17 protein-coding genes and 1 pseudogene are annotated in these 21,439 nt (G+C 52.3%); 14 read left to right on the forward strand and 4 right to left on the reverse strand.

Annotated features, from left to right (window positions below):
• Positions 1 to 242: 242 nt before the first annotated feature.
• The 8 genes from OGV85_RS08260 to fhuB all read left to right on the forward strand — a co-directional run bounded on the left by OGV85_RS08260 (position 243) and on the right by fhuB (position 11,275).
• Positions 243 to 785, forward strand: coding sequence for a fimbrial protein (locus tag OGV85_RS08260; protein WP_061547758.1), 543 nt, complete (start codon positions 243 to 245; stop codon positions 783 to 785).
• A 50-nt stretch (positions 786 to 835) separates the two neighbouring features.
• Entirely contained in the window at positions 836 to 1,549 is a 714-nt protein-coding gene (locus OGV85_RS08265; protein ID WP_165488874.1) for a fimbrial biogenesis chaperone, read from the forward strand.
• 32 nt (positions 1,550 to 1,581) lie between these two features.
• Positions 1,582 to 4,065, forward strand: coding sequence for a fimbria/pilus outer membrane usher protein (locus tag OGV85_RS08270; RefSeq protein WP_061547759.1), 2,484 nt, complete (start codon positions 1,582 to 1,584; stop codon positions 4,063 to 4,065).
• 35 nt (positions 4,066 to 4,100) lie between these two features.
• Positions 4,101 to 5,102, forward strand: coding sequence for a fimbrial protein (locus OGV85_RS08275; RefSeq protein WP_231877182.1), 1,002 nt, complete (start codon positions 4,101 to 4,103; stop codon positions 5,100 to 5,102).
• Positions 5,103 to 5,312: 210 nt separating this feature from the next.
• Positions 5,313 to 7,562, forward strand: a complete 2,250-nt coding sequence (gene fhuA / locus OGV85_RS08280) for a ferrichrome porin FhuA (RefSeq protein ID WP_044714923.1) — start codon at positions 5,313 to 5,315, stop codon at positions 7,560 to 7,562.
• 46 nt (positions 7,563 to 7,608) lie between these two features.
• The gene (gene fhuC / locus OGV85_RS08285) at positions 7,609 to 8,406 is read left to right on the forward strand and encodes a Fe3+-hydroxamate ABC transporter ATP-binding protein FhuC (protein ID WP_061547761.1); all 798 of its coding nucleotides are present in this window, start codon (positions 7,609 to 7,611) and stop codon (positions 8,404 to 8,406) included.
• On the forward strand, positions 8,406 to 9,296 hold the full coding sequence (gene fhuD, locus OGV85_RS08290) for a Fe(3+)-hydroxamate ABC transporter substrate-binding protein FhuD (protein ID WP_061547762.1): 891 nt from the start codon (positions 8,406 to 8,408) through the stop codon (positions 9,294 to 9,296). Before fhuC ends, fhuD begins: the two co-directional genes overlap by 1 nt.
• A complete protein-coding gene (fhuB, locus tag OGV85_RS08295) occupies positions 9,293 to 11,275 on the forward strand; it encodes a Fe(3+)-hydroxamate ABC transporter permease FhuB (protein ID WP_061547763.1) in 1,983 nt (660 codons plus the stop codon). Before fhuD ends, fhuB begins: the two co-directional genes overlap by 4 nt.
• Positions 11,276 to 11,348: 73 nt before the next feature.
• Here the strand turns inward: fhuB and hemL are convergent, their stop codons facing one another.
• A complete protein-coding gene (gene hemL, locus OGV85_RS08300; protein ID WP_003837523.1) occupies positions 11,349 to 12,629 on the reverse strand; it encodes a glutamate-1-semialdehyde 2,1-aminomutase in 1,281 nt (426 codons plus the stop codon).
• Positions 12,630 to 12,797: 168 nt separating this feature from the next.
• Between hemL and clcA the strand changes: the two genes are divergently transcribed.
• From clcA to erpA, 3 genes and pseudogenes are all read left to right on the forward strand, one after another.
• Complete coding sequence (gene clcA / locus OGV85_RS08305; RefSeq protein WP_048219683.1) at positions 12,798 to 14,219, forward strand: H(+)/Cl(-) exchange transporter ClcA; 1,422 nt, start codon at positions 12,798 to 12,800, stop codon at positions 14,217 to 14,219.
• 23 nt (positions 14,220 to 14,242) lie between these two features.
• A pseudogene (gene yadW / locus OGV85_RS08310) lies at positions 14,243 to 14,308 on the forward strand (small protein YadW).
• Positions 14,301 to 14,645, forward strand: a complete 345-nt coding sequence (gene erpA, locus OGV85_RS08315; RefSeq protein WP_003018581.1) for an iron-sulfur cluster insertion protein ErpA — start codon at positions 14,301 to 14,303, stop codon at positions 14,643 to 14,645. The pseudogene yadW and the gene erpA overlap by 8 nt, the downstream one beginning before the upstream one ends.
• Positions 14,646 to 14,764: 119 nt before the next feature.
• Here the strand turns inward: erpA and OGV85_RS08320 are convergent, their stop codons facing one another.
• Genes OGV85_RS08320 through mtnN form a run of 3 tightly spaced genes read right to left on the reverse strand, consistent with a single transcriptional unit; the run spans position 14,765 to position 16,917 of the window.
• Positions 14,765 to 15,388: a TRIC cation channel family protein gene (locus OGV85_RS08320; protein ID WP_003018578.1), complete on the reverse strand. Its 624-nt coding sequence runs from the start codon at positions 15,386 to 15,388 to the stop codon at positions 14,765 to 14,767.
• 37 nt (positions 15,389 to 15,425) lie between these two features.
• On the reverse strand, positions 15,426 to 16,226 hold the full coding sequence (gene btuF / locus OGV85_RS08325; RefSeq protein ID WP_032948552.1) for a vitamin B12 ABC transporter substrate-binding protein BtuF: 801 nt from the start codon (positions 16,224 to 16,226) through the stop codon (positions 15,426 to 15,428).
• Positions 16,219 to 16,917 carry a 5'-methylthioadenosine/S-adenosylhomocysteine nucleosidase gene (gene mtnN / locus OGV85_RS08330; RefSeq protein WP_003018572.1) on the reverse strand — a complete coding sequence of 233 codons (699 nt, stop codon included), beginning with the start codon at positions 16,915 to 16,917 and terminating at the stop codon, positions 16,219 to 16,221. The genes btuF and mtnN overlap by 8 nt, the downstream gene beginning before the upstream one ends.
• 83 nt (positions 16,918 to 17,000) lie before the next feature.
• Here mtnN and dgt point away from each other — a divergent pair, with 83 nt between their 5' ends.
• The 3 genes from dgt (at position 17,001) to cdaR (ending at position 21,386) form a co-directional block, all read left to right on the forward strand.
• Entirely contained in the window at positions 17,001 to 18,518 is a 1,518-nt protein-coding gene (gene dgt / locus OGV85_RS08335) for a dGTPase (protein ID WP_003845805.1), read from the forward strand.
• Between the two features lie 129 nt (positions 18,519 to 18,647).
• Positions 18,648 to 20,081 carry a serine endoprotease DegP gene (gene degP, locus OGV85_RS08340; protein WP_003018567.1) on the forward strand — a complete coding sequence of 478 codons (1,434 nt, stop codon included), beginning with the start codon at positions 18,648 to 18,650 and terminating at the stop codon, positions 20,079 to 20,081.
• A 147-nt stretch (positions 20,082 to 20,228) separates the two neighbouring features.
• A complete protein-coding gene (gene cdaR, locus OGV85_RS08345; protein WP_003018564.1) occupies positions 20,229 to 21,386 on the forward strand; it encodes a DNA-binding transcriptional regulator CdaR in 1,158 nt (385 codons plus the stop codon).
• Positions 21,387 to 21,439: the final 53 nt, after the last annotated feature.

Below are 21,439 nucleotides of genomic sequence, written 5' to 3' on the forward strand. Positions count from 1 at the left end.
AAACAAGATGTTGTGTGTTGTTTTTTTAGTTTTGGTGAATGTGTTGATTAGCTTTTATTCATCATGGTACGTAGAATAGATGACACAAGGGAATGTTTTAAACTGAATGAGTTGATAAAGATATATTATATCTATGATGTTGTTGGATTTATATTCCAGCACTTCTCCAGCCATTGTCTATTTCCCCTCTGTGTTAACTTTTCTCTTCATTGATTTTTGTGAACATATGTAAGGAATACGTTATGTGCAAAAAAATTATCATCTCGTTGCTTGTCAGTAGTGCAATGGCAACTGTAGCAACATCTGCTTTTGCCGTTGATACCGGGACGGTAACGTTTAATGGGAAAATTCTTCCCGATAGTTGCAAAGTGGATGTAAACGGTACAGCGACAAACGGTACTGTGACGTTTAACAACCTTTCTCAAACTGCGTTTGGCGAAGATAAAAAAGTCGGCGACACGCAATCTTTTGCGATTACGCTGACAGAATGTGATGCTGCGGTTGCCAACCTCAATATCAAATTTGATGGGACGCGTATTGCCGGATACGACGATGAAGTCTTGCAGGCGACAGGGACTGCGCAGAACCTCGGGGTACGTATGCTTCCAGAAGGGAGCAGCAACTACGTGAAATTTGATGGCTCAGATCCTGAAGCGGCACTGAATAAGACTAACGGCGAGAGCGTGGTTTTTAATTATAAAGCTGAGGTTATCCAGGTTGGTAGCACTTTACCAACTACCGGTGATTATACCGCACAAGCGACCTATACTCTGCTTTATCGTTAATCATCATAAACCTGGCCCAGGCAGGGCCAGTATTTCAATGGAATGGAAAGATGAAACGACTTATCACAGCATTAATACTTATATTAACCTCGGGATTAAATTCGGTTCAAGCTGGCGTAGTAGTGGGTGGCACACGAATTATATATCCGGCTAACCAATCTGAAGTACAGATTGCTTTAAAAAATAAAGATAATGATAAACGTTATCTGGTGCAGAGCTGGGTCAGTAATATTGATGACAGCAAAGCGCCATTTATTATGACACCGCCAATTTACAAATTGGACGAAAACCGCCAGACGCTGCTACACGTGGTTTATACCGGAAATAAATCGGCGCTACCTCAGGATCGTGAGTCATTATTTATGGCGAACATCAAATCTGTTGCAGCGATCCCAGAAGAATTGCATGACAAGAACACGTTACAATTTGCCATTAAAACTAAATTAAAACTGTTTTATCGACCGGCCTCATTGACAGAAGACGAGGCAAAAATGGCCTGGCAATCGTTGCAATTTAGCCGCCATCAAAATCAACTGGTGGTGAAAAACCCCACACCCTTCTATGTCACCTTCGGACAGATCTCTGTGGCGGGAAAAGCGATTAAACCGGCTACAAACCAGTCCTCTCCGACGGCATTAACGATGATGGTTGCTCCATTTGGTGAGCAGCGTTTTCCGCTGCCATCGGCAGTAAAAGGCAACGTTGTCTGGACCGCAATTAATGATTTTGGCTCAGAAACCGAACAGCGTAAACAGTCGCTGTAAATCAGCTATCGATGAGTTATGGGGTGACATTTATGCCTTCACATCGTACTGCCCGGCTTTTTGCTCTCAATACGCTGACATTCGCTATATTGACTGCGAGTGGTTCCGTTTGTGCTGATGATTATTTCAATCTCAGTGTACTTGAAACGGGAACCCCACTTGAGAATACCGGGGCGCTTGAAGCTTTTTTACAGCATAATGGTTTATCCCCCGGACGTTATTTAACGTCGATTGTTTGGGATCAGGATCGCATTGATAAACGAAATTTAAATTACTTCCTTTCAAAAGATAACAGCAAACTGATTCCGCAATTTACTAAAGCGGAGCTGCGCGAACTGGGCGTTAAAGTTGATACGGTTCCGGCATTAAATAATGTTAACGAAGATACGTTGCTGGGTGATATTAGCGAATATATCGCGGATGGACACTATGACTTCAATCCGGAAACACAGGTGCTGCAATTACGTATTCCGCAGATCTACCGCGACCGCAAAATTTCGGGCGAAAGCAATCCCACTTTCTGGGATGACGGCATTCCGGCTCTGTGGACCAGTTACTATATTTCGGGATCGCACCAACAATCCAGAGGTCAAAATAATGCTTCGAACTGGGCAAGTTTGAATTCAGGGATGAATATCGGCCCCTGGCGTTTGCGTAACACCAGCAATTGGGGGAATGATAATGGTTGGCAATCTATTAATACGACGCTTGGACGCGATGTCAAAGCATTGCGTAGCCAGCTTCAGATAGGGCAAACCTACACTAACGGCGAACTGTTCGATAGCGTGCAGATGACGGGCGTTAAGCTGGAGACCGATACCAGTATGCAGCCCAGTGGATTACAGGGCTTTGCCCCGGTCGTTCGTGGGATTGCTAATAGCGATGCCAAAGTCACCATTAAGCAAAACGGTTACACCATCTACCAGACCAACGTCTCGCCTGGCCCGTTTGAAATTCGTGATTTAACGCAGGTTACGGCAGGAGCGGATCTGGAAGTCACCGTGACGGAGGCCGACGGTACAGAGCGCAGCTTTATTCAGGCCAGCTCCTCGGTGCCGATTATGCAACGTGAAGGCGCGCTGAAGTACAGCCTGGCGGCTGGGAAATATCGCGATGTTGATAACGGCGAGGAGCCGGAATTCAGCCAGGCTACGGCAATTTATGGCTTACCTTTCGGAATTACCGCTTACGGCGGTCTGCAGGGCGCGTCGATGTATCGTGCCGGACTGGTCGGCATCGGAGCTGATTTACGCGATTTTGGTTCGCTGTCGATGGATCTGACGGCGGCGAGAACCGCGTTTGACGACGAACGCGCGGATGCGAATGGCCAGTCGTGGCGCGCGCAGTACGCAAAAGATTTTCCGTTAACCAATACCACGGTCACGCTGGCCAGCTATCGTTATTCCACCTCCGGGTTTTATACCTTTCAGGAGGCTCTCGATCAGCGTAATAACAGCTACGACGATGACAGCATCTATAGCTATCGCGATAGCTATAACCGTCGCAGCCGCCTGCAACTTAATCTTTCTCAGTCGTTACAGAGCTGGGGATCGGTATACGCCAACGCTTATCAGCAAGATTACTGGGGAATGGAAGGCCATGAACGAAGCGTGAGTCTCGGTTACAGCAGCAGTTGGCAGGGCGTTAACTGGTCGCTGAATTACAGCCTGACAAAAACGCCATCAACCACTAACGATCAGCAGTTTTCTATCTCAATGAATGTCCCTCTTTCGCGTTGGCTGGCTAATGCCTGGGGAACATATACTCTGACAAGTTCAAAAAATGGTAATAGTGCACATCAGGTTGGCGTCAGTGGAACGTTACTGGAAGATAACAATTTAAATTATAACCTTCAGCAAACCTACACCGATAACGATGTCGGTTATGGTGCCTATCTCTCTTCCCGGTATCGGACATCGGTTGGCGAGTTCAGCGCCAATTACAGTTATCAAAAAGACAGTAAACAGTGGGGCTATGGCGCCCAGGGTTCCGTTGTTGCGCATTCGCAGGGAATAACGCTTGGACAATCCATTCAGGATGCTTTTGCCATTGTGCACATTACCGATGGCGATAATGTAAAAATACAAAATTCCCGGGGGGTTTACACCGATTATTGGGGCAATGCCATTGTGCCAACTTTAACCAATTATCGCCGTAATACTATTACTGTGAATACTCAGGGACGTGATGATATTGATATTCAGGATGCTTCTCTGGATGTGGTTCCGACAAAAGGGGCCGTCCTGAAGGCTGACTTCACGGCGCGTTCAGGTAAGCGTGCATTACTTACCTTAAAACATGGTCAGAGCGTGGTTCCTTTTGGTGCTCTGTTAAGTATGGACGGTACGACATCGATCGTGGGTGACGACGGTGAAGTGTATGTCACTGGGCTAAAAGGAACACAGCGCATTGAGGTGCAATGGGGAAATACCGCACAGACGAAATGTACGGGCAGCGTAAGCGTGCCTGAGAACATGGGTACGGGAATTCTCTCAGCTACGGTTAATTGCCAATAATGGAAGATGGCTTATGAATACGGAAATTGTCAGATATGAGTAAAAGGAACATAAACATTTTCAGGGCTATGTTGATCATATTGATTTTAGCTGGATCTGCGGCACCTGTTTATGCCGCCACATGTACCGGAAATTACCCGGAAAATGGCGCAATGACCTTTCAGCTACCGGCAAGCATCACTGTGGAGCCTGACGTATCAGTTGGTACGGTTATTTATGAGGGAAGCATTGAGAGCGGCCAAATCGATATGGATTGCCAGGATACTAGCAACAAATACAAAGGTTACGCAGTGTTAACGGATGCCGATGCCCGCAATGGAGTGCTGGAAGGCGTTTATCAGACTAGCGTTCCAGGTATAGGTATCCGCATGGCTGAAGCGGAAGAACGAACACCTACCTTTACCTCTGAGGATATCGTCACACCCATGCATTTTTATAGCTATGGAGCAAGCGGATGGAACAGTATTCATACAAAGTACCATGCGTCAATGCAGTTGGTTGTGACGGGCGACGTCGAGGATGGTTATCTTGATACCTCCCGGCTGACAGCGCAAGAGAAGTGGGGTAATGATGTGATAGCTCAGATATTGGTATCTCCCACCAGCATTCATATCCAGACTAATACCTGTAACCTGGAGGATAAAAATATCTACGTGCCGCTGAAGACGATTAATGTCGATAACTTTGACAGTCAATTTTCAGAAGTACTCACCGATAACAGTTTCAAAATCGAGATTTCTGATTGTCGGGCAGGTACCCAAATCGATTATAAGTTCAACAGTGCTGGTTCGACAGGCGTTACGGATGGCAATATTTTGGCTATCGCCAGTGGAGACAGCTCTGCCAGCGGTGTCGGTATCCAGATTCTGGACACGAACAATAATGTGCTGAGTTTTGATCAAACCTATACAGCTGTGAGCAGCACCAGCGCTAACGAAGTGGCAGAAATTCCGCTGAAGGCACGCTATGCCAAAACCGGCAATGTCAAAGCCGGGAAAGTGGACGCCGTCGCGACTTTTGAGGTCTTTTACCGCTAACGCCTTGTGACCCGCTGCGGCGGGTTGTCAGCGCTCTAACATTCCAGCCTAATTTATTAACCCTTTCTTTTCATCTGGTTATTTCTTAACCCCTCAGTTTTAGTAGGGGCGCGTATTGCTTGCTATCTCGCCAGAGTTTCGAATATTATGCTGCCGTTATAATAATAATTCTCGTTTACGTTATCATTCACTTTCATCAGAGAAATACCAATGGCGCGTCTTAAAACTGCTCAGCCAAGTTCATCACTGCGTAAAATCGCAGTAGTGGTAGCCACAGCGGTTAGCGGCATGTCTGTCTATGCACAGGCGGCGGTTGACCCGAAAGAAGAAACCATCACCGTAACTGCAGCTCCTGCTCCGCAGGAAAGCGCATGGGGGCCAGCGGCAACCATCGCCGCACGACAGTCTGCTACGGCGACCAAAACCGACACTCCGATTCAAAAAGTTCCTCAGTCTATTTCAGTGGTCACCGCCGAAGAGATGGCGTTGCATCAGCCAAAATCGGTCAAAGAGGCGCTTAGCTACACCCCGGGCGTTGCCGTGGGTACGCGTGGTGCGTCCAATACCTATGATTACCTGATCATCCGTGGCTTCGCTGCCGATGGCCAAAGTCAGAATAACTATCTGAATGGCCTGAAGATGCAGGGTAACTTCTACAATGATGCGGTGATCGACCCTTATATGCTGGAACGCGCCGAAGTGATGCGTGGTCCGGTTTCCGTTCTGTACGGAAAGAGCAACCCAGGTGGGTTGTTGAATATGGTCAGCAAACGCCCGACCACAGAACCGTTGAAAGAAATTCAGTTCAAGATGGGCACTGACAGCCTGTTCCAGACCGGTTTTGATTTCAGCGATGCGCTGGATGATGACGGCGTATACTCTTACCGCTTAACTGGCCTGGCGCGTTCCGCCAATGCGCAGCAGCAGGGCGCAGAAGAACAACGCTATGCCATCGCGCCATCTTTCTCATGGCGTCCGGACGATAAGACAAACTTCACCTTCCTCTCCTACTTCCAGAACGAGCCGGAAACCGGTTATTACGGCTGGTTGCCGAAAGAAGGGACGGTGACTGAGTTGCCGAATGGCAAGCGTCTGCCTACCGATTTCAACGAAGGGGCGAACAACAATACCTATTCTCGTAACGAGAAGATGGTGGGCTACAGCTTCGATCACGAATTTAACGACACCTTTACCGTGCGTCAGAACCTGCGTTACGCGCAAAATAAAGTCTCGCAGAACAGCGTGTATGGCTACGGTATGTGCTCCGATCCGCTCTATACCAAGGATCCGGCTAACAGCCCTTGTGCCAGCGTTCCTCAGGCCGACTGGGATCATACGCTGACGCGTCAGTATGTTATCGATAATGAGAAATTGCAGAACTTCTCCGTCGATACTCAGCTGCAAAGCAAGTTCGCTACTGCCGACGTAGATCACACGCTGCTGACCGGCGTTGACTTTATGCGTATGCGGAACGATATCAACTCCTGGTTTGGCTATGCGGGCTCTGTTGCGCCGTCCGATATCTATAACCTCGACCGTAGCGACTTCGATTTTGGCTCACACCCAGGCCCTTCAGGTCCTTACAAAGTGCTGAACAAACAGAAGCAGACTGGCTTGTATGTTCAGGATCAGGCGCAATGGGATAAGGTGCTGGTTACTCTGGGCGGTCGTTACGACTGGGCTAAACAGGACTCTCTGAACCGTGTTTCTGGTGTAACGGATTCCCGCGATGATAAGCAATTCACCTGGCGTGGCGGTGTTAACTACCTGTTCGACAACGGCGTAACCCCGTATTTCAGCTACAGCGAGTCGTTTGAACCGGCTTCTCAGACGGGTGCAAGCGGTAATATCTTTGCGCCGTCCAAAGGTAAGCAGTACGAAGCTGGCGTGAAGTACGTGCCGAACGATCGTCCAATCGTGATCACCGGTGCTGTCTATCAGTTGACTAAAACCAACAATCTGATGGCCGATCCGAACGGATCGTTCTGGTCAGTTGAAGGCGGTGAAATTCGTTCTCGCGGAGTGGAAATTGAAGCGAAAGCGGCGCTGTCTGCCAGCGTCAACGTAGTGGGTTCTTATACCTACACCGACGCGGAATACACCACCGACACCAACTACAAGGGCAATACGCCTGCGCAGGTGCCAAAACATATGGCATCATTGTGGGGCGATTACACCCTTTATGACGGCGCGCTTTCCGGGCTGACGTTGGGTACTGGCGTTCGTTATACTGGTTCCAGTTATGGCGATCCGGCAAACTCCTTTAAAGTGGGGAGCTATACGCTGGTGGATGCGTTAGTACGTTACGATCTGGCGCGCGTCGGCATGGCGGGCTCCAACGTGGCGCTGCATGTGAACAACCTGTTTGACCGTGAATACGTCGCCAGCTGCTTCAATACCTATGGCTGCTTCTGGGGCGCAGAACGTCAGGTCGTTGCAACCGCAACCTTCCGTTTCTAATTTCTATTGGGCACGCTTTGCGTGCCCGTTTTACAAGTTGGCTGCTATGCAGGAAAACAGATCCCATCCCGACACTACTTTTGCGTTGCGTAATGTCTCCTTTCGTGTGCCTGGCCGCACGCTTTTGCATCCTCTCTCATTAACTTTTCCTGCGGGGAAAGTGACTGGTCTTATCGGCCACAACGGCTCCGGAAAATCGACGTTATTGAAAATGCTGGGACGTCATCAGCCGCCGTCAGAAGGTGAAATTCTGCTCGACGAACAGCCGCTGGAGAACTGGAGCAGTAAAGCGTTTGCCCGCAAGGTCGCCTATCTGCCGCAGCAGCTGCCACAGGCCGAAGGGATGACGGTGCGCGAACTGGTGGCGATTGGTCGTTATCCGTGGCACGGGGCGCTGGGACGTTTTGGCGTTGCCGACAGAGAGAAAGTAGAAGAAGCGATTTCGCTGGTTGGCTTAAAACCGCTGGCGCACCGTTTGGTTGATAGTCTGTCCGGCGGAGAACGCCAGCGCGCGTGGATTGCCATGCTGGTAGCGCAGGACAGCCGCTGTCTGCTGCTTGATGAACCGACTTCCGCGCTGGATATCGCTCATCAGGTTGACGTACTGGCGCTGGTGCATCGCTTAAGTCAGCAGCGCGGGCTGACGGTGATTGCGGTGCTGCATGATATCAACATGGCGGCCCGCTACTGTGATTACTTAGTTGCGCTGCGCGGTGGTGAAATGATTGCACAAGGGACGCCTGCTGAACTGATGCGCAGTGAAACTCTGGAACAGATTTACGGTATCCCGATGGGCATTTTGCCGCATCCGGCCGGTGCCGCACCCGTGAGTTTTGTCTATTAATGATTGAATTACATCATATTACCCGTCGGCGGCTGCTTGCGGCGATGGCGCTGTCGCCGCTGTTGTGGCGGATGAATACGGCGCACGCTGCGGCGGTTGATACGCAGCGCATTGTGGCGCTGGAATGGCTACCGGTAGAGCTACTGCTGGCGCTGGGTATTACGCCGTATGGTATCGCGGATATCCCTAACTACAAGCTGTGGGTCAGTGAGCCCCCGTTGCCGGATTCGGTGATTGACGTCGGGCTACGTACGGAGCCCAATCTCGAACTGTTGACCGAAATGAAACCCTCATTTTTGCTGTGGTCAGCAGGCTATGGTCCTTCCCCTGAAAAGCTGGCGCGGATTGCGCCTGGCCGGGGATTTAACTTCAGTGACGGTAAAAAGCCGCTGGCCGTTGCGCGACAATCGCTGCAGGAAATGGCGCAATTGTTCAATCTGCAAGCCTCTGCTGAACGCCATCTGACCGAGTACGATCGTTTTATCGCCAGCCTGAAACCGCGCTTCATTCAACGCGGCGCACGCCCTGTACTTCTCACTTCCCTGCTTGATTCACGACATATGCTGGTGTTTGGCCCAAACAGCCTGTTTCAGGACGTGCTGGATGATTATGGGACCCCCAACGCCTGGCAGGGCGAGACAAACTTTTGGGGCAGCACTGCCGTGAGTATTGACCGTCTGGCTGCTTATAAGGATGTCGATGTGCTGTGTTTTGACCACGGCAACGATAAAGAGATGACTGCACTGATGTCTACGCCATTATGGCAGGCGATGCCGTTTGTCCGCAGCGGACGTTTTCAGCGTGTGCCTGCCGTCTGGTTCTATGGCGCCACGCTCTCGGCGATGCATTTTGCCCGCATTCTGGATAATGCGCTGGGAGGCAAAGCGTGAGTAAACGAATTGCGCTGTTCCCAACGCTTCTTCTGGCGGTTCTGTTTGTCGCTGCCTGTTGGCTGACCTGGGTTAACTTCTCTGTTGCGCTACCGCGCAGTCAGTGGCAACAAGCTATCTGGTCACCGGATATCAATGCTATTGAGCAGATGGTTTTCCACTACAGTCTGCTGCCGAGGCTGGCGATTTCGCTGTTGGTCGGTGCCGGGCTGGGGCTGGTCGGTGTCTTGTTTCAGCAGGTGCTGCGTAACCCACTGGCAGAACCCACTACGTTAGGTGTTGCAACCGGGGCGCAGTTGGGCATTACGGTTACCACGCTGTGGGCTATTCCCGGTGCGCTGACCACGCAATTTGCGGCGCTGGCGGGAGCATGTGTTGTTGGGGCTCTGGTGTTTGGCGTTGCCTGGGGCAAACGTCTTTCTCCGGTGACGTTAATCCTTGCCGGGCTGGTGGTCAGCCTGTACTGCGGGGCAATTAACCAGTTGATGGTTATCTTCCATCACGATCAACTGCAAAGCATGTTTTTATGGAGCAGCGGTACGCTAACGCAGACCGACTGGAGCGGCGTACAGCGTCTGTGGCCGCAACTGCTGGGCGGTGTGATGCTGACGCTGTTGTTATTACGCCCAATGACGCTGATGGGACTGGATGACGGCGTGGCGCGTAACCTCGGTCTGGCGCTGTCGCTGGCACGTCTGGCGGCGTTATCGCTGGCCATTGTTATCAGCGCCTTACTGGTTAACGCGGTTGGGATTATCGGCTTTATTGGCCTGTTTGCACCGCTGCTGGCGAAAATGCTCGGCGCGCGTCGTCTGCTGGCGCGTCTGATGCTGGCCCCGCTGATTGGTGCGTTGATCCTCTGGCTCTCCGACCAAATTATTCTGTGGCTGACCCGCGTATGGATGGAAGTCTCCACTGGTTCGGTGACGGCGCTGATTGGCGCGCCATTGCTGCTGTGGCTGTTGCCGCGCCTTAGAAGTATGAGCGCGCCGGATATGAATGCCAGTAACCGCATCGCTGCTGAGCGCCAGAATGTACTGATGTTTGCCCTGGCGGGCGGGGCGATATTGCTGCTTACCGTTATTGTGGCGCTCGCGTTTGGCCGCGATGCGCACGGCTGGACATGGGCCAGCAGCGCGATGCTGGATGAGCTCATGCCCTGGCGCTGGCCACGTGTTCTGGCAGCGCTGATTGCCGGGGTAATGTTAGCGGTAGCTGGCTGTATTATTCAGCGTCTGACCGGAAATCCAATGGCCAGTCCGGAAGTATTAGGAATTAGCTCCGGGGCGGCATTTGGCGTGGTGCTAATGTTATTTCTGGTCCCTGGCAATGCCTTTGGCTGGCTGCTGCCGGCCGGGAGCCTCGGTGCGGCAGCCACCTTGCTTATCATTATGATTGCCGCCGGGCGCGGGGGCTTTTCACCGCACCGCATGTTGCTGGCAGGGATGGCGCTCAGCACGGCGTTTACAATGCTGCTGATGATGCTGCAGGCCAGCGGCGATCCGCGTATGGCGGGGGTGCTAACCTGGATCTCCGGCTCAACCTATAACGCGAGTGGCGAACAGGTGCTGCGCACCGGGATTGTAATGGTTATCCTGCTGGCGATGACGCCGCTGTGCCGCCGTTGGCTGACAATTTTACCGCTCGGCGGCGATACGGCACGGGCTGTCGGTATGGCTATTACGCCATCACGCGTGGGATTACTGCTGCTGGCGGCAGGGCTGACGGCGACAGCCACCATGACTATTGGACCGTTGAGCTTTGTCGGGCTGATGGCGCCGCATATTGCCCGGATGATGGGTTTTCGTCGGGCGATGCCGCATATGCTGATTTCGGCGCTGGCGGGTGGCGTGTTGCTGGTCTTTGCTGACTGGTGCGGCAGGATGGTGTTGTTTCCGTATCAGATCCCGGCGGGATTACTGTCGACGTTTATTGGCGCGCCGTACTTTATCTATCTGCTACGTAAGCAGAGCCGGTAAGTTATGCCGCCATCCGGCCTACGGCGTAGAATGTAGGCCGGGTAAGCGTAAGCGCCACCCGGCAATTCATCCTTTACAGTTTCGCAAACACCCGGCGCGCGGCGTCGATGGTGTTATTGATATCTTCTTCACTGTGCGCCACGGACATAAAGCCTGCTTCGAACGCGGACGGCGCCAGATAAATTCCTTCATCCAGCATCATGTGGAAGAAACGCTTGAAGCGTTCAACGTCGCATGCCATCACATCCTGATAGCAGGTTACGGTTTCTGCATCAGTGAAGAAAATCCCGAACATCCCGCCTACATGGTTAACTACCAGCGGAATATTCGCTTCTTCGGCAGCTTCCAGCAGACCTTCCGCCAGACGCGTCGTCAGTTCGTTCAGCGTTTCATGAATACCCGGCTGGGCGACTTCGGTCAGACAGGCATAACCTGCCGCCATCGCGATTGGGTTACCGGAAAGCGTCCCCGCCTGGTAAACCGGTCCAGTCGGCGCCAGTGCGTCCATCACATCGCGACGCCCACCGAATGCGCCAACGGGCATTCCGCCACCGATGATTTTGCCAAGACAAGTCAGATCCGGCACGACGCCGTAATAATCCTGTGCACCGGCCAGCGCCACGCGGAAACCGGTCATCACTTCATCGATGATCAATAGCGCGCCAAACTCATCGCACAGTGCACGCAGGCCCGGCAGGAATTCCGGCAGCGGCGGGATGCAGTTCATGTTGCCTGCGACCGGCTCAACGATGATGCAGGCGATCTCCTGCGGATATTGTTCAAATGCCGCACGTACTGAAGCGAGATCGTTATAGGTGCAGGTCAGAGTGTGTTTCGCGAAATCAGCCGGAACGCCCGGGGAGTTCGGCTGACCCAGCGTTAACGCGCCCGAACCCGCTTTGACCAGCAGACAGTCGGCATGACCGTGGTAGCAGCCTTCAAATTTGATGATCTTATCGCGACCGGTGAAACCGCGCGCCAGACGGATTGCGCTCATCGTCGCTTCCGTGCCGGAGTTCACCATGCGCACCATGTCCATGGTCGGCACGAGTTCAGTGACCAGCTCCGCCATTTTCACTTCCATTTCGGTCGGTGCGCCAAAGCTTAAACCGCGCTCCGCAGCTTCAATCACCGCATTACGGATTGCCGGGTGATTATGGCCCAGCACCATCGGTCCCCAGGAACCGACGTAGTCAACATAGGCTTTACCATCGACATCGTACAGATACGCGCCGTCGGCTTTTTCGATAAACAGCGGAGTACCACCCACGCCAGTAAAGGCGCGAACGGGGGAGTTAACGCCGCCTGGGATAAGTTCGCGTGCTGCGCTGTAGAGATTTTCAGACTTACTCATGGATGGGGTCCTGGTTCGTAGAAAAAGTAAATGCCCGCTATTCTAGTTATTCAGAGAAGGTTATGAAAGTTTTACGCATTTGAAACAATACGATTTGCAGGGGATTTTCGTGAAATGTGCGAGTAGAATGCCGATTCCGTATTTGTATTACCAATTAATGATCATCTGATGAAGACAGACACTCCCTCTTTTGAAGCACAACAAATTGTGCGTTTACGCCGCAGGGATCAAATCCGTCGACTCCTGGAACGAGACAAAACGCCGTTGGCGATCCTGTTGATGGCTGCCGTAGTGGGTACAGTGACAGGGTTTGTTGGCGTGGCATTTGAGAAAGCGGTGACCTGGGTGCAGAATCAGCGCATTGGCGCGCTGGCTCAGGTTGCGGACCATGCCATTCTGCTGTGGCCGCTGGCATTTATTCTCTCTGCGTTGCTGGCGATGGTCGGCTATTTCCTGGTGCGTAAGTTTGCGCCGGAAGCCGGTGGTTCGGGGATCCCAGAGATTGAAGGCGCGCTGGAAGAGCTGCGGCCTGTGCGCTGGTGGCGCGTACTGCCGGTGAAATTTTTCGGCGGTATGGGTACGCTGGGTGCCGGTATGGTGCTCGGGCGAGAAGGACCGACCGTGCAGATCGGTGGTAACCTCGGGCGCATGGTGCTGGATATTTTCCGCATGCGTAGCGCAGAAGCGCGACATACCTTATTGGCGACCGGTGCGGCAGCGGGCCTTTCGGCGGCGTTTAACGCTCCGCTGGCGGGGATCCTGTTCATTATTGAAGAGATGCGCCCGCAGTTTCGCTATAACCTTGTCTCGATCAAAGCCGTGTTTACCGGCGTCATCATGTCGAGCATTGTGTTTCGTGTTTTCAACGGCGAGGCACCGCTTATTGAAGTTGGGAAGCTCTCCAATGCACCGGTGAACACGCTGTGGTTGTATCTGGTCCTGGGGATTATTTTTGGCTGTGTCGGACCGTTGTTCAACACCATGGTGTTACGGACTCAGGATATGTTCCAGCGTTTCCACGGCGGCGATCTCAAAAAATGGGTGCTGATGGGCGGTGCGATCGGCGGTCTGTGCGGGATTCTTGGCTTAATTACACCAGAAGCGGCTGGAGGCGGGTTTAACCTGATACCTATCGCTGCGGCAGGGAATTTCAGCGTTGGTTTACTTCTGTTTATCTTTATTGCCCGCGTCATTACCACGCTGCTGTGCTTCTCGTCCGGCGCGCCCGGCGGGATATTTGCCCCGATGCTGGCATTGGGCACGTTGCTTGGCACCGCGTTCGGTATGGCGGCAGCGGCCTCTTTTCCGCATTATCATCTGGAGGCCGGGACCTTTGCCATCGCCGGAATGGGGGCATTGTTGGCGGCGTCGGTAAGGGCGCCGCTCACCGGTATTGTGCTGGTGCTGGAGATGACCGATAACTATCAGCTCATTTTGCCAATGATTATTACCTGTCTTGGCGCAACACTATTAGCCCAATTTATGGGCGGAAAGCCGCTATACTCGACTATCCTTGCCCGTACGCTGGCAAAACAGGAAGCGGAGCAGGCGGCTAAAAGCCAGGGTACAGCCGCTGGCGAGAATACTTGAACGAAATACCAGGGTATTAGATAATGGCCTTAACCATTGGGTTATAATTTGCCCAATTGCCAATGTCGTTTGGAGCAAAATATGAGTGATGACGTAGCGCTGCCACTGCAATTTACTGAAGCAGCAGCCAATAAAGTAAAAAGCCTGATCGCTGACGAAGATAACCCGAATCTGAAATTACGTGTGTATATCACCGGCGGTGGTTGCAGCGGTTTCCAGTACGGTTTCACCTTTGACGATCAGGTGAACGATGGTGATATGACCATTGAGAAACAAGGTGTTGGTCTGGTGGTTGACCCGATGAGCCTGCAATATCTGGTGGGCGGCGCGGTTGACTATACCGAAGGTCTGGAAGGTTCCCGCTTCGTTGTGACTAACCCGAATGCGAAAAGCACCTGCGGGTGTGGTTCTTCTTTCAGCATCTGATTGCTGTCTGTAATACCAGTGGTCTGATGGTGTAGGCCCGGTAAGCGTAGCGCCACCGGGCAATGTGCCGGATGGCGGCGTAAACGCCTTATCCGGCCTACATATTCTGCATCATCATGTTAACGTCCGTTATCATCCAGCGCAAACGTCGGCAATTTCAAATGCCAGCGAATGGCGGCAAGCCGAATCAGCAGGGTGACAATCATCCCCATCATACTGGCGTTTTCCAATGAAACATCAAAGGTATAAAACGCCGTCGCATGCACGATCCCGCCGATAATACAGGCTGTGGCGTAGATCTCGGTACGCAAAATCATCGGGACTTCACGTGCTAATACATCGCGAATGATCCCACCGCCGACGCCGGTAATCACCCCCATACAAATCGCCACCAAGGGGCCTGTTCCTGCGAGAAAGGCCTTGTTGACGCCAATACCCACGAACACCGCCAGGCCAACGGCATCAAGCACCGGAAGGATCCATTTCGGCAGGCGTCTTGGCTGCCGTACCAACAGGATCGTCAGCATGCTGGTGATCATCGCCACGACCAGATCTGTTGGATCTTTAACCCAAAAAACCGGTCCATTATCCAGCGCCATATCGCGGATCGTACCACCACCGACGGCGGTAACCACGCCGAGGACCAGGACGCCAAACGGATCCATACGTAATTTTCCGGCCAGTAATACGCCAGAGATTGCAAATACCGCGGTGCCGACAATATCAAGCCAATAGACGAGCATTTTTAAATCCTCACAACAGACCTGGTGGGGGCAGGCGCTAATTTATCTGTGAAAGCGCATTACAGAGTTGTTTTGCGGCGAGGATAATACGCGGGCTCGCGCGTTCGAACCAGTCACTATTAAGTGTAATAACGGGTATTTTTAGCTGGTTTCCCCAGTATTGCTCAATTTTCAGAGTTTCGCCCGGACCGCCGGTTGCAACAATAGCCTGGGGGGCTCGTGCCAGGACCTGCTCACGGCTAACCTGCGGCCAGGGAACCCGACTACCGGCAAAGATGTTTTCTCCGCCGCATACCTCAAGAACTTCGTGCTGAATAGAACCTTTTCCACTGGTAAACAGAGGATTGGCACCAAACTGGAGAAACACGCGTTTTTTCGGTTTGTTGGCATACTGAGATTTAAGTAAAGCATAGTCATCAAGCATGGTTTGCGCCGCCTGTTTAGCTTGTTCAGGCTTGGGGCTCCACGCAGCCAACTGGCGTAGCGCATCGGCAACCTGCTCAATGGTAACGGCGTCCACCCAGATGACCTTAATTCCCAGGGAGGTCAGTTGATTCACCTGCCGCTCAGCATTTCCCCCGCGCCAGGCGACGACCAAATCAGGTTTCAGCGCCACAATACGCTCAAGATTCATACCTTGCCATGTTGAGACCTCTTCAATATTTTTGGCTTCTGGCGGGTAGTTTGAGTAGCTGCTGACGCCAACGGGGGTAATGCCTGCGGCAAAAGCGAGTTCGGTATTGGCAGGAGAAAGCGTTACAACACGCGGTGCGGCGTAAAGGAACGCCGGGAGAGTGAAAAGCAGGGCGACCAGCGCCCTGGAGAATAATTTAGCCATGCGCCAGTTTCTGCACCAGCGTTTCAACCATCAGGCTTGACTGCTTCGCGGCAACCACCAGGAATTCGTCAAAGCTGAGATGGGACTGCTGATCGGCAACGTCAGAGATAGCGCGAACCACGACAAATGGCACCTTAAAGTTGTGGCAAACGTGCGCAATTGCGGTCGCTTCCATCTCAACGGCAATCGCCTGCGGGAAGTTATGCTTAATTTTAGCCAGCCCCACGGAACCATTAATGAATGCATCGCCGCTGACGATAAGTCCGCGAACAGCGTTCAGATTGAGTTCGGCGATGCAAGATTCTGCGGCTGCAATCAACGCAGGATCGGCTTTAAAACCAGCCGGGCAACCCGGTAGCTGACCAAATTCATAACCAAAGGCAGTGACGTCGGCGTCGTGATAGCGCGCTTCATCAGAAACTACGATATCGCCGACTTTCAGCGTAGAGGCCAGGCCGCCCGCGGAACCGGTATTAATGATGGCATCCGGCTTGCAGCGTTCAAGCAGCAGCGTAGCGCCGAGCGCCGCAGCCACTTTACCGATACCTGATTTCAGAAGCGCAACCTCAGTACCGTTCAGTTGGCCGGTGTAAATTTCACAACCGCCGAGCGTGATGGTCTGACGGTTTTCGATTTTGTCACGCAGCAGCGTAACTTCTTCTTCCATTGCACCAATGATGCCGATTTTCATAGATTTACTCGCGATAAGCCAGATTTGAGGGCATAGTCTATCATGCGCTTAAGGGGTAGCGCATTTCTCAGGCGGGAGAGGATATGGTACAGATCGATTTCCGAAAAAAAATAAACTGGCATCGCCGTTACCGTTCGCCGCAGGGCGTGAAGACGGAGCATGAGATCCTGCGAATTTTTGAAAGCGATCGTGGACGTATTATCAATTCTCCGGCTATTCGCCGGCTGCAACAAAAAACCCAGGTCTTTCCGCTGGAGCGTAATGCAGCGGTGCGTACGCGTCTGACGCACTCGATGGAAGTGCAGCAGGTTGGGCGCTATATCGCGAAAGAGATCCTCAGCCGACTGAAAGAGCTAAAGCTGCTGGAGCAGTATGGTCTGGATGAACTGACGGGACCGTTTGAGAGTATTGTCGAAATGTCGTGCCTGATGCATGACATCGGTAATCCGCCGTTTGGTCATTTTGGCGAAGCGGCGATTAATGACTGGTTTCGCCAGCGGTTGTATCCCGCCGACGCGGAAAGTCAGCCACTGAGTGATGACCGCTGCCAGGTGACGGCATTACGTTTGCGTGAAGGTGAAGAGTCGCTGAATGATATTCGCCGCAAGGTACGCCAGGACTTGTGTCATTTTGAAGGCAATGCGCAGGGTATTCGTCTGGTGCATACTTTGATGCGTATGAACCTTACCTGGGCGCAGGTTGGCGGTATTTTAAAATATACCCGTCCGGCATGGTGGCGCGGCAGTGCACCCGAGACGCACAACTATTTAATGAAGAAGCCTGGTTATTACCTTTCCGAGGAACCGTATATTGAGCGGTTACGTAAAGAATTATCATTAGCACCTTACAGTCGTTTTCCATTAACCTGGATTATGGAAGCTGCCGATGATATCTCATATTGCGTGGCCGACCTGGAAGATGCCGTTGAGAAAAGAATCTTTAGCGTCGAGCAACTTTACCATCATCTGCATGAAGCGTGGGGGCATCACGAAAAAGGCTCTCTGTTTAGTCAGGTTGTTGAGAACGCCTGGGAAAAATCACGTTCAAATACATTAAGCCGCAGCACCGAAGATCAGTTCTTTATGTATTTACGCGTCAATACGCTGAATAAACTGGTTCCGTATGCGGCCCAGCGGTTTATTGATAATTTGCCGCAGATTTATGAAGGCAGCTTTAATCATGCGCTGTTAGAAGATGCCAGTAGCTTCAGCCAGTTACTGGGCGTTTATAAGAATGTGGCGGTAAAACATGTGTTTAGCCATCCGGATGTTGAGCAACTGGAATTACAGGGCTATCGGGTGATCAGCGGGTTGCTGGAGATCTATCAACCGTTATTGAAAATGTCTCAGTCAGATTTTACTGAACTGGTCGACAATGAAAGAGTAAAACGTTTTCCTATCGAGTCCCGTTTATTTCAGAAGTTGTCTACCCGCCATCGTCTTGCGTATGTTGAGGCGGTTAGTAAAATATCGACGGAGTGCGCTGAGTATTCGGTTCTGGAATATTATTATCGCTGCCGGTTGATCCAGGATTATATCAGCGGGATGACAGATTTGTATGCCTGGGATGAATATCGTCGCTTGATGGCCGTAGAACAATAAATACTCATTTGTAAAGACGGCCAATAAAATTTTACTTTTTCCTTAAACTCAATTCTGGAACTTAGCGTTATAAAACGACTCTGACGTATACAGCAATTTTGCGTTACCTGTTAATCGAGAACGAAACACATGAAAAAAACCACATTAGCAATGAGTGCACTGGCTCTGAGTTTAGGTTTGGCGTTGTCCCCCCTGTCTGCAACTGCGGCTGAGACGTCGTCTTCAGCAATGACCGCCCAACAGATGCCAAGCCTGGCCCCGATGCTCGAAAAAGTGATGCCATCGGTGGTAAGTATTAACGTCGAGGGGAGCACGACGGTGAATACGCCGCGTATGCCGCGTAATTTCCAGCAGTTCTTTGGTGATAATTCACCGTTCTGCCAGGACGGATCTCCGTTCCAGAGTTCACCGTTCTGCCAGGGCGGCGCACCGGGCGCTGGTAACGGCGGCGGCCAGCAGCAGAAATTTATGGCGCTGGGTTCAGGCGTAATTATTGATGCTGCGAAAGGGTATGTCGTGACCAACAACCACGTGGTGGATAACGCTACGGTAATTAAGGTTCAGTTGAGCGATGGCCGTAAATTTGACGCGAAGATCGTGGGCAAAGATCCACGCTCCGATATCGCGCTGATCCAAATTCAGGATCCGAAAAACCTGACGGCGATTAAGCTGGCAGACTCCGACGCGCTGCGCGTGGGGGATTACACCGTAGCAATCGGTAACCCGTTTGGCCTCGGTGAGACCGTGACCTCCGGCATCGTTTCTGCTCTGGGCCGTAGCGGCCTGAATGCGGAGAACTATGAAAACTTTATTCAGACGGATGCTGCGATCAACCGGGGTAACTCCGGTGGCGCGCTGGTCAATCTGAACGGTGAGCTGATCGGCATTAACACCGCGATCCTCGCGCCGGACGGCGGTAACATCGGTATCGGTTTTGCAATCCCAAGCAACATGGTGAAAAACCTGACTTCGCAGATGGTTGAGTTTGGTCAGGTTAAACGTGGTGAGCTGGGTATTATGGGGACCGAACTGAGCTCCGAGCTGGCGAAAGCGATGAAAGTTGACGCTCAGCGTGGCGCATTCGTCAGCCAGGTAATGCCGAACTCTTCCGCAGCGAAAGCCGGTATTAAAGCCGGGGATGTGATTACCTCCCTGAACGGCAAACCTATCAGCAGCTTCGCCGCCCTGCGTGCGCAGGTGGGTACGATGCCGGTCGGCAGCAAAATCACCCTGGGTCTGCTGCGTGACGGTAAGCCGGTCACCGTGAACCTGGAATTGCAGCAGAGCAGCCAGACTCAGGTTGATTCCAGCTCTATCTTCAAAGGCATTGAAGGTGCCGATATGAGCAACAAAGGCCAGGATAAAGGTGTCGTGGTAAGCGACGTGAAACCGAATTCTCCGGCTGCACAGATCGGCCTGAAGAAAGGGGATGTGATTATCGGTGCGAATCAGCAGCCGGTGAAAAACATCGCCGAATTGCGCAAAATCCTCGACAGCAAACCCGCTGTGCTGGCGCTGAACATTCAACGTGGCGACAGCTCCATCTATCTGTTGATGCAGTAATCTCCCTCAACCCCTTCCTGTACAGGAAGGGGTTCTTTTTGTGATACCTCCCACAACTCCATATTTCACCCTTCCGCTTTGTGCATTTGCACAATGTCGCCGCTTATTATCTTCCCTATGCTTGAGCTCTGCTCACAGGAGGGGTTTATGGCTGGCTGGCATCTTGATACCAAAATGGCGCAAGATATCGTGGCGCGAACCATGCGCATCATTGATACCAATATCAACGTAATGGATGCCCGTGGGCGGATCATTGGCAGTGGCGATCGCGAACGCATTGGTGAATTGCACGAAGGTGCGCTGCTGGTGCTTTCGCAGGGCCGGGTGGTGGACATTGACGATGCAGTGGCGAGGCATTTGCACGGCGTGCGTCAGGGGATAAACCTGCCGTTGCGCCTGGAAGGCGAAATCGTTGGCGTTATCGGGCTTACCGGTGAACCGGAACATCTGCGTAAATACGGCGAGCTGGTGTGCATGACAGCCGAAATGATGCTGGAGCAGTCGCGCCTGATGCATCTGTTAGCGCAGGATAGCCGCCTGCGTGAAGAGCTGGTGATGAATCTGATTCAGGCGGAAGAGAATACCCCGGCGCTGATGGAGTGGGCGCAACGTTTAGGCATTGATTTGAACCAGCCGCGCGTGGTGGCAGTGGTAGAGGTTGATAGTGGCCAGCTTGGCGTTGACAGCGCGATGGCGGAGCTACAGCAATTGCAGAACGCGTTGACTACGCCTGAACGTAATAATCTGATTGCGATTGTTTCCTTGACCGAGATGGTGGTGCTGAAACCGGCGCTCAATCAGTTTGGTCGCTGGGACGCGGAAGATCACCGCAAGCGTGTTGAGCAGCTTATTGCTCGCATGAAAGAGAACGGACAGCTGCGTTTTCGCGTGTCGCTGGGCAACTATTTTACCGGGCCAGGCAGTATTGCCCGTTCGTATCGTACGGCGCGCACGACCATGATGGTCGGCAAGCAACGGATGCCGGAAAGTCGTAGCTATTTCTACCAGGATTTGATGCTGCCAGTTCTGCTGGACAGCCTGCGCGGCGGCTGGCAGGCCAACGAGCTGGCGCGTCCGCTGGTACGGCTGAAAGCAATGGATAACAACGGCTTACTGCGTCGAACATTAGCGGCTTGGTTTCGGCATAACGTTCAGCCGCTGGCGACCTCAAAAGCGTTATTTATCCACCGTAATACGCTGGAATATCGCCTGAACCGAATTTCAGAGCTGACCGGGCTGGATTTAGGGAATTTTGACGACCGATTGCTGCTGTATGTCGCGCTACAACTGGATGAGCAGCATTAATTCCTTGCCTGTTGGCGCTACGCTTATCAGGCAAAATGCCGGGGGGCGGCTTC

It is taken from the genome of Citrobacter sp. Cf132, from assembly GCF_030333885.1.
Taxonomy (GTDB): Bacteria; Pseudomonadota; Gammaproteobacteria; order Enterobacterales; family Enterobacteriaceae; genus Citrobacter; species Citrobacter freundii.

Excerpts from the sequence above, each read along its gene's own strand:
- fhuC (WP_061547761.1), top strand. The coding sequence starts at position 7,609 with ATGCAGGAAAACAGATCCCATCCCGACACTACTTTTGCGTTGCGTAAT.
- dgt (WP_003845805.1), top strand. The coding sequence starts at position 17,001 with ATGGTACAGATCGATTTCCGAAAAAAAATAAACTGGCATCGCCGTTAC.
- OGV85_RS08260 (WP_061547758.1), top strand. The coding sequence starts at position 243 with ATGTGCAAAAAAATTATCATCTCGTTGCTTGTCAGTAGTGCAATGGCA.
- OGV85_RS08265 (WP_165488874.1), top strand. The coding sequence starts at position 836 with ATGAAACGACTTATCACAGCATTAATACTTATATTAACCTCGGGATTA.
- degP (WP_003018567.1), top strand. The coding sequence starts at position 18,648 with ATGAAAAAAACCACATTAGCAATGAGTGCACTGGCTCTGAGTTTAGGT.
- OGV85_RS08270 (WP_061547759.1), top strand. The coding sequence starts at position 1,582 with ATGCCTTCACATCGTACTGCCCGGCTTTTTGCTCTCAATACGCTGACA.
- erpA (WP_003018581.1), top strand. The coding sequence starts at position 14,301 with ATGAGTGATGACGTAGCGCTGCCACTGCAATTTACTGAAGCAGCAGCC.
- fhuA (WP_044714923.1), top strand. The coding sequence starts at position 5,313 with ATGGCGCGTCTTAAAACTGCTCAGCCAAGTTCATCACTGCGTAAAATC.
- OGV85_RS08320 (WP_003018578.1), bottom strand. The coding sequence starts at position 15,388 with ATGCTCGTCTATTGGCTTGATATTGTCGGCACCGCGGTATTTGCAATC.
- fhuD (WP_061547762.1), top strand. The coding sequence starts at position 8,406 with ATGATTGAATTACATCATATTACCCGTCGGCGGCTGCTTGCGGCGATG.
- hemL (WP_003837523.1), bottom strand. The coding sequence starts at position 12,629 with ATGAGTAAGTCTGAAAATCTCTACAGCGCAGCACGCGAACTTATCCCA.
- clcA (WP_048219683.1), top strand. The coding sequence starts at position 12,798 with ATGAAGACAGACACTCCCTCTTTTGAAGCACAACAAATTGTGCGTTTA.
- cdaR (WP_003018564.1), top strand. The coding sequence starts at position 20,229 with ATGGCTGGCTGGCATCTTGATACCAAAATGGCGCAAGATATCGTGGCG.
- mtnN (WP_003018572.1), bottom strand. The coding sequence starts at position 16,917 with ATGAAAATCGGCATCATTGGTGCAATGGAAGAAGAAGTTACGCTGCTG.
- btuF (WP_032948552.1), bottom strand. The coding sequence starts at position 16,226 with ATGGCTAAATTATTCTCCAGGGCGCTGGTCGCCCTGCTTTTCACTCTC.
- OGV85_RS08275 (WP_231877182.1), top strand. The coding sequence starts at position 4,101 with ATGAGTAAAAGGAACATAAACATTTTCAGGGCTATGTTGATCATATTG.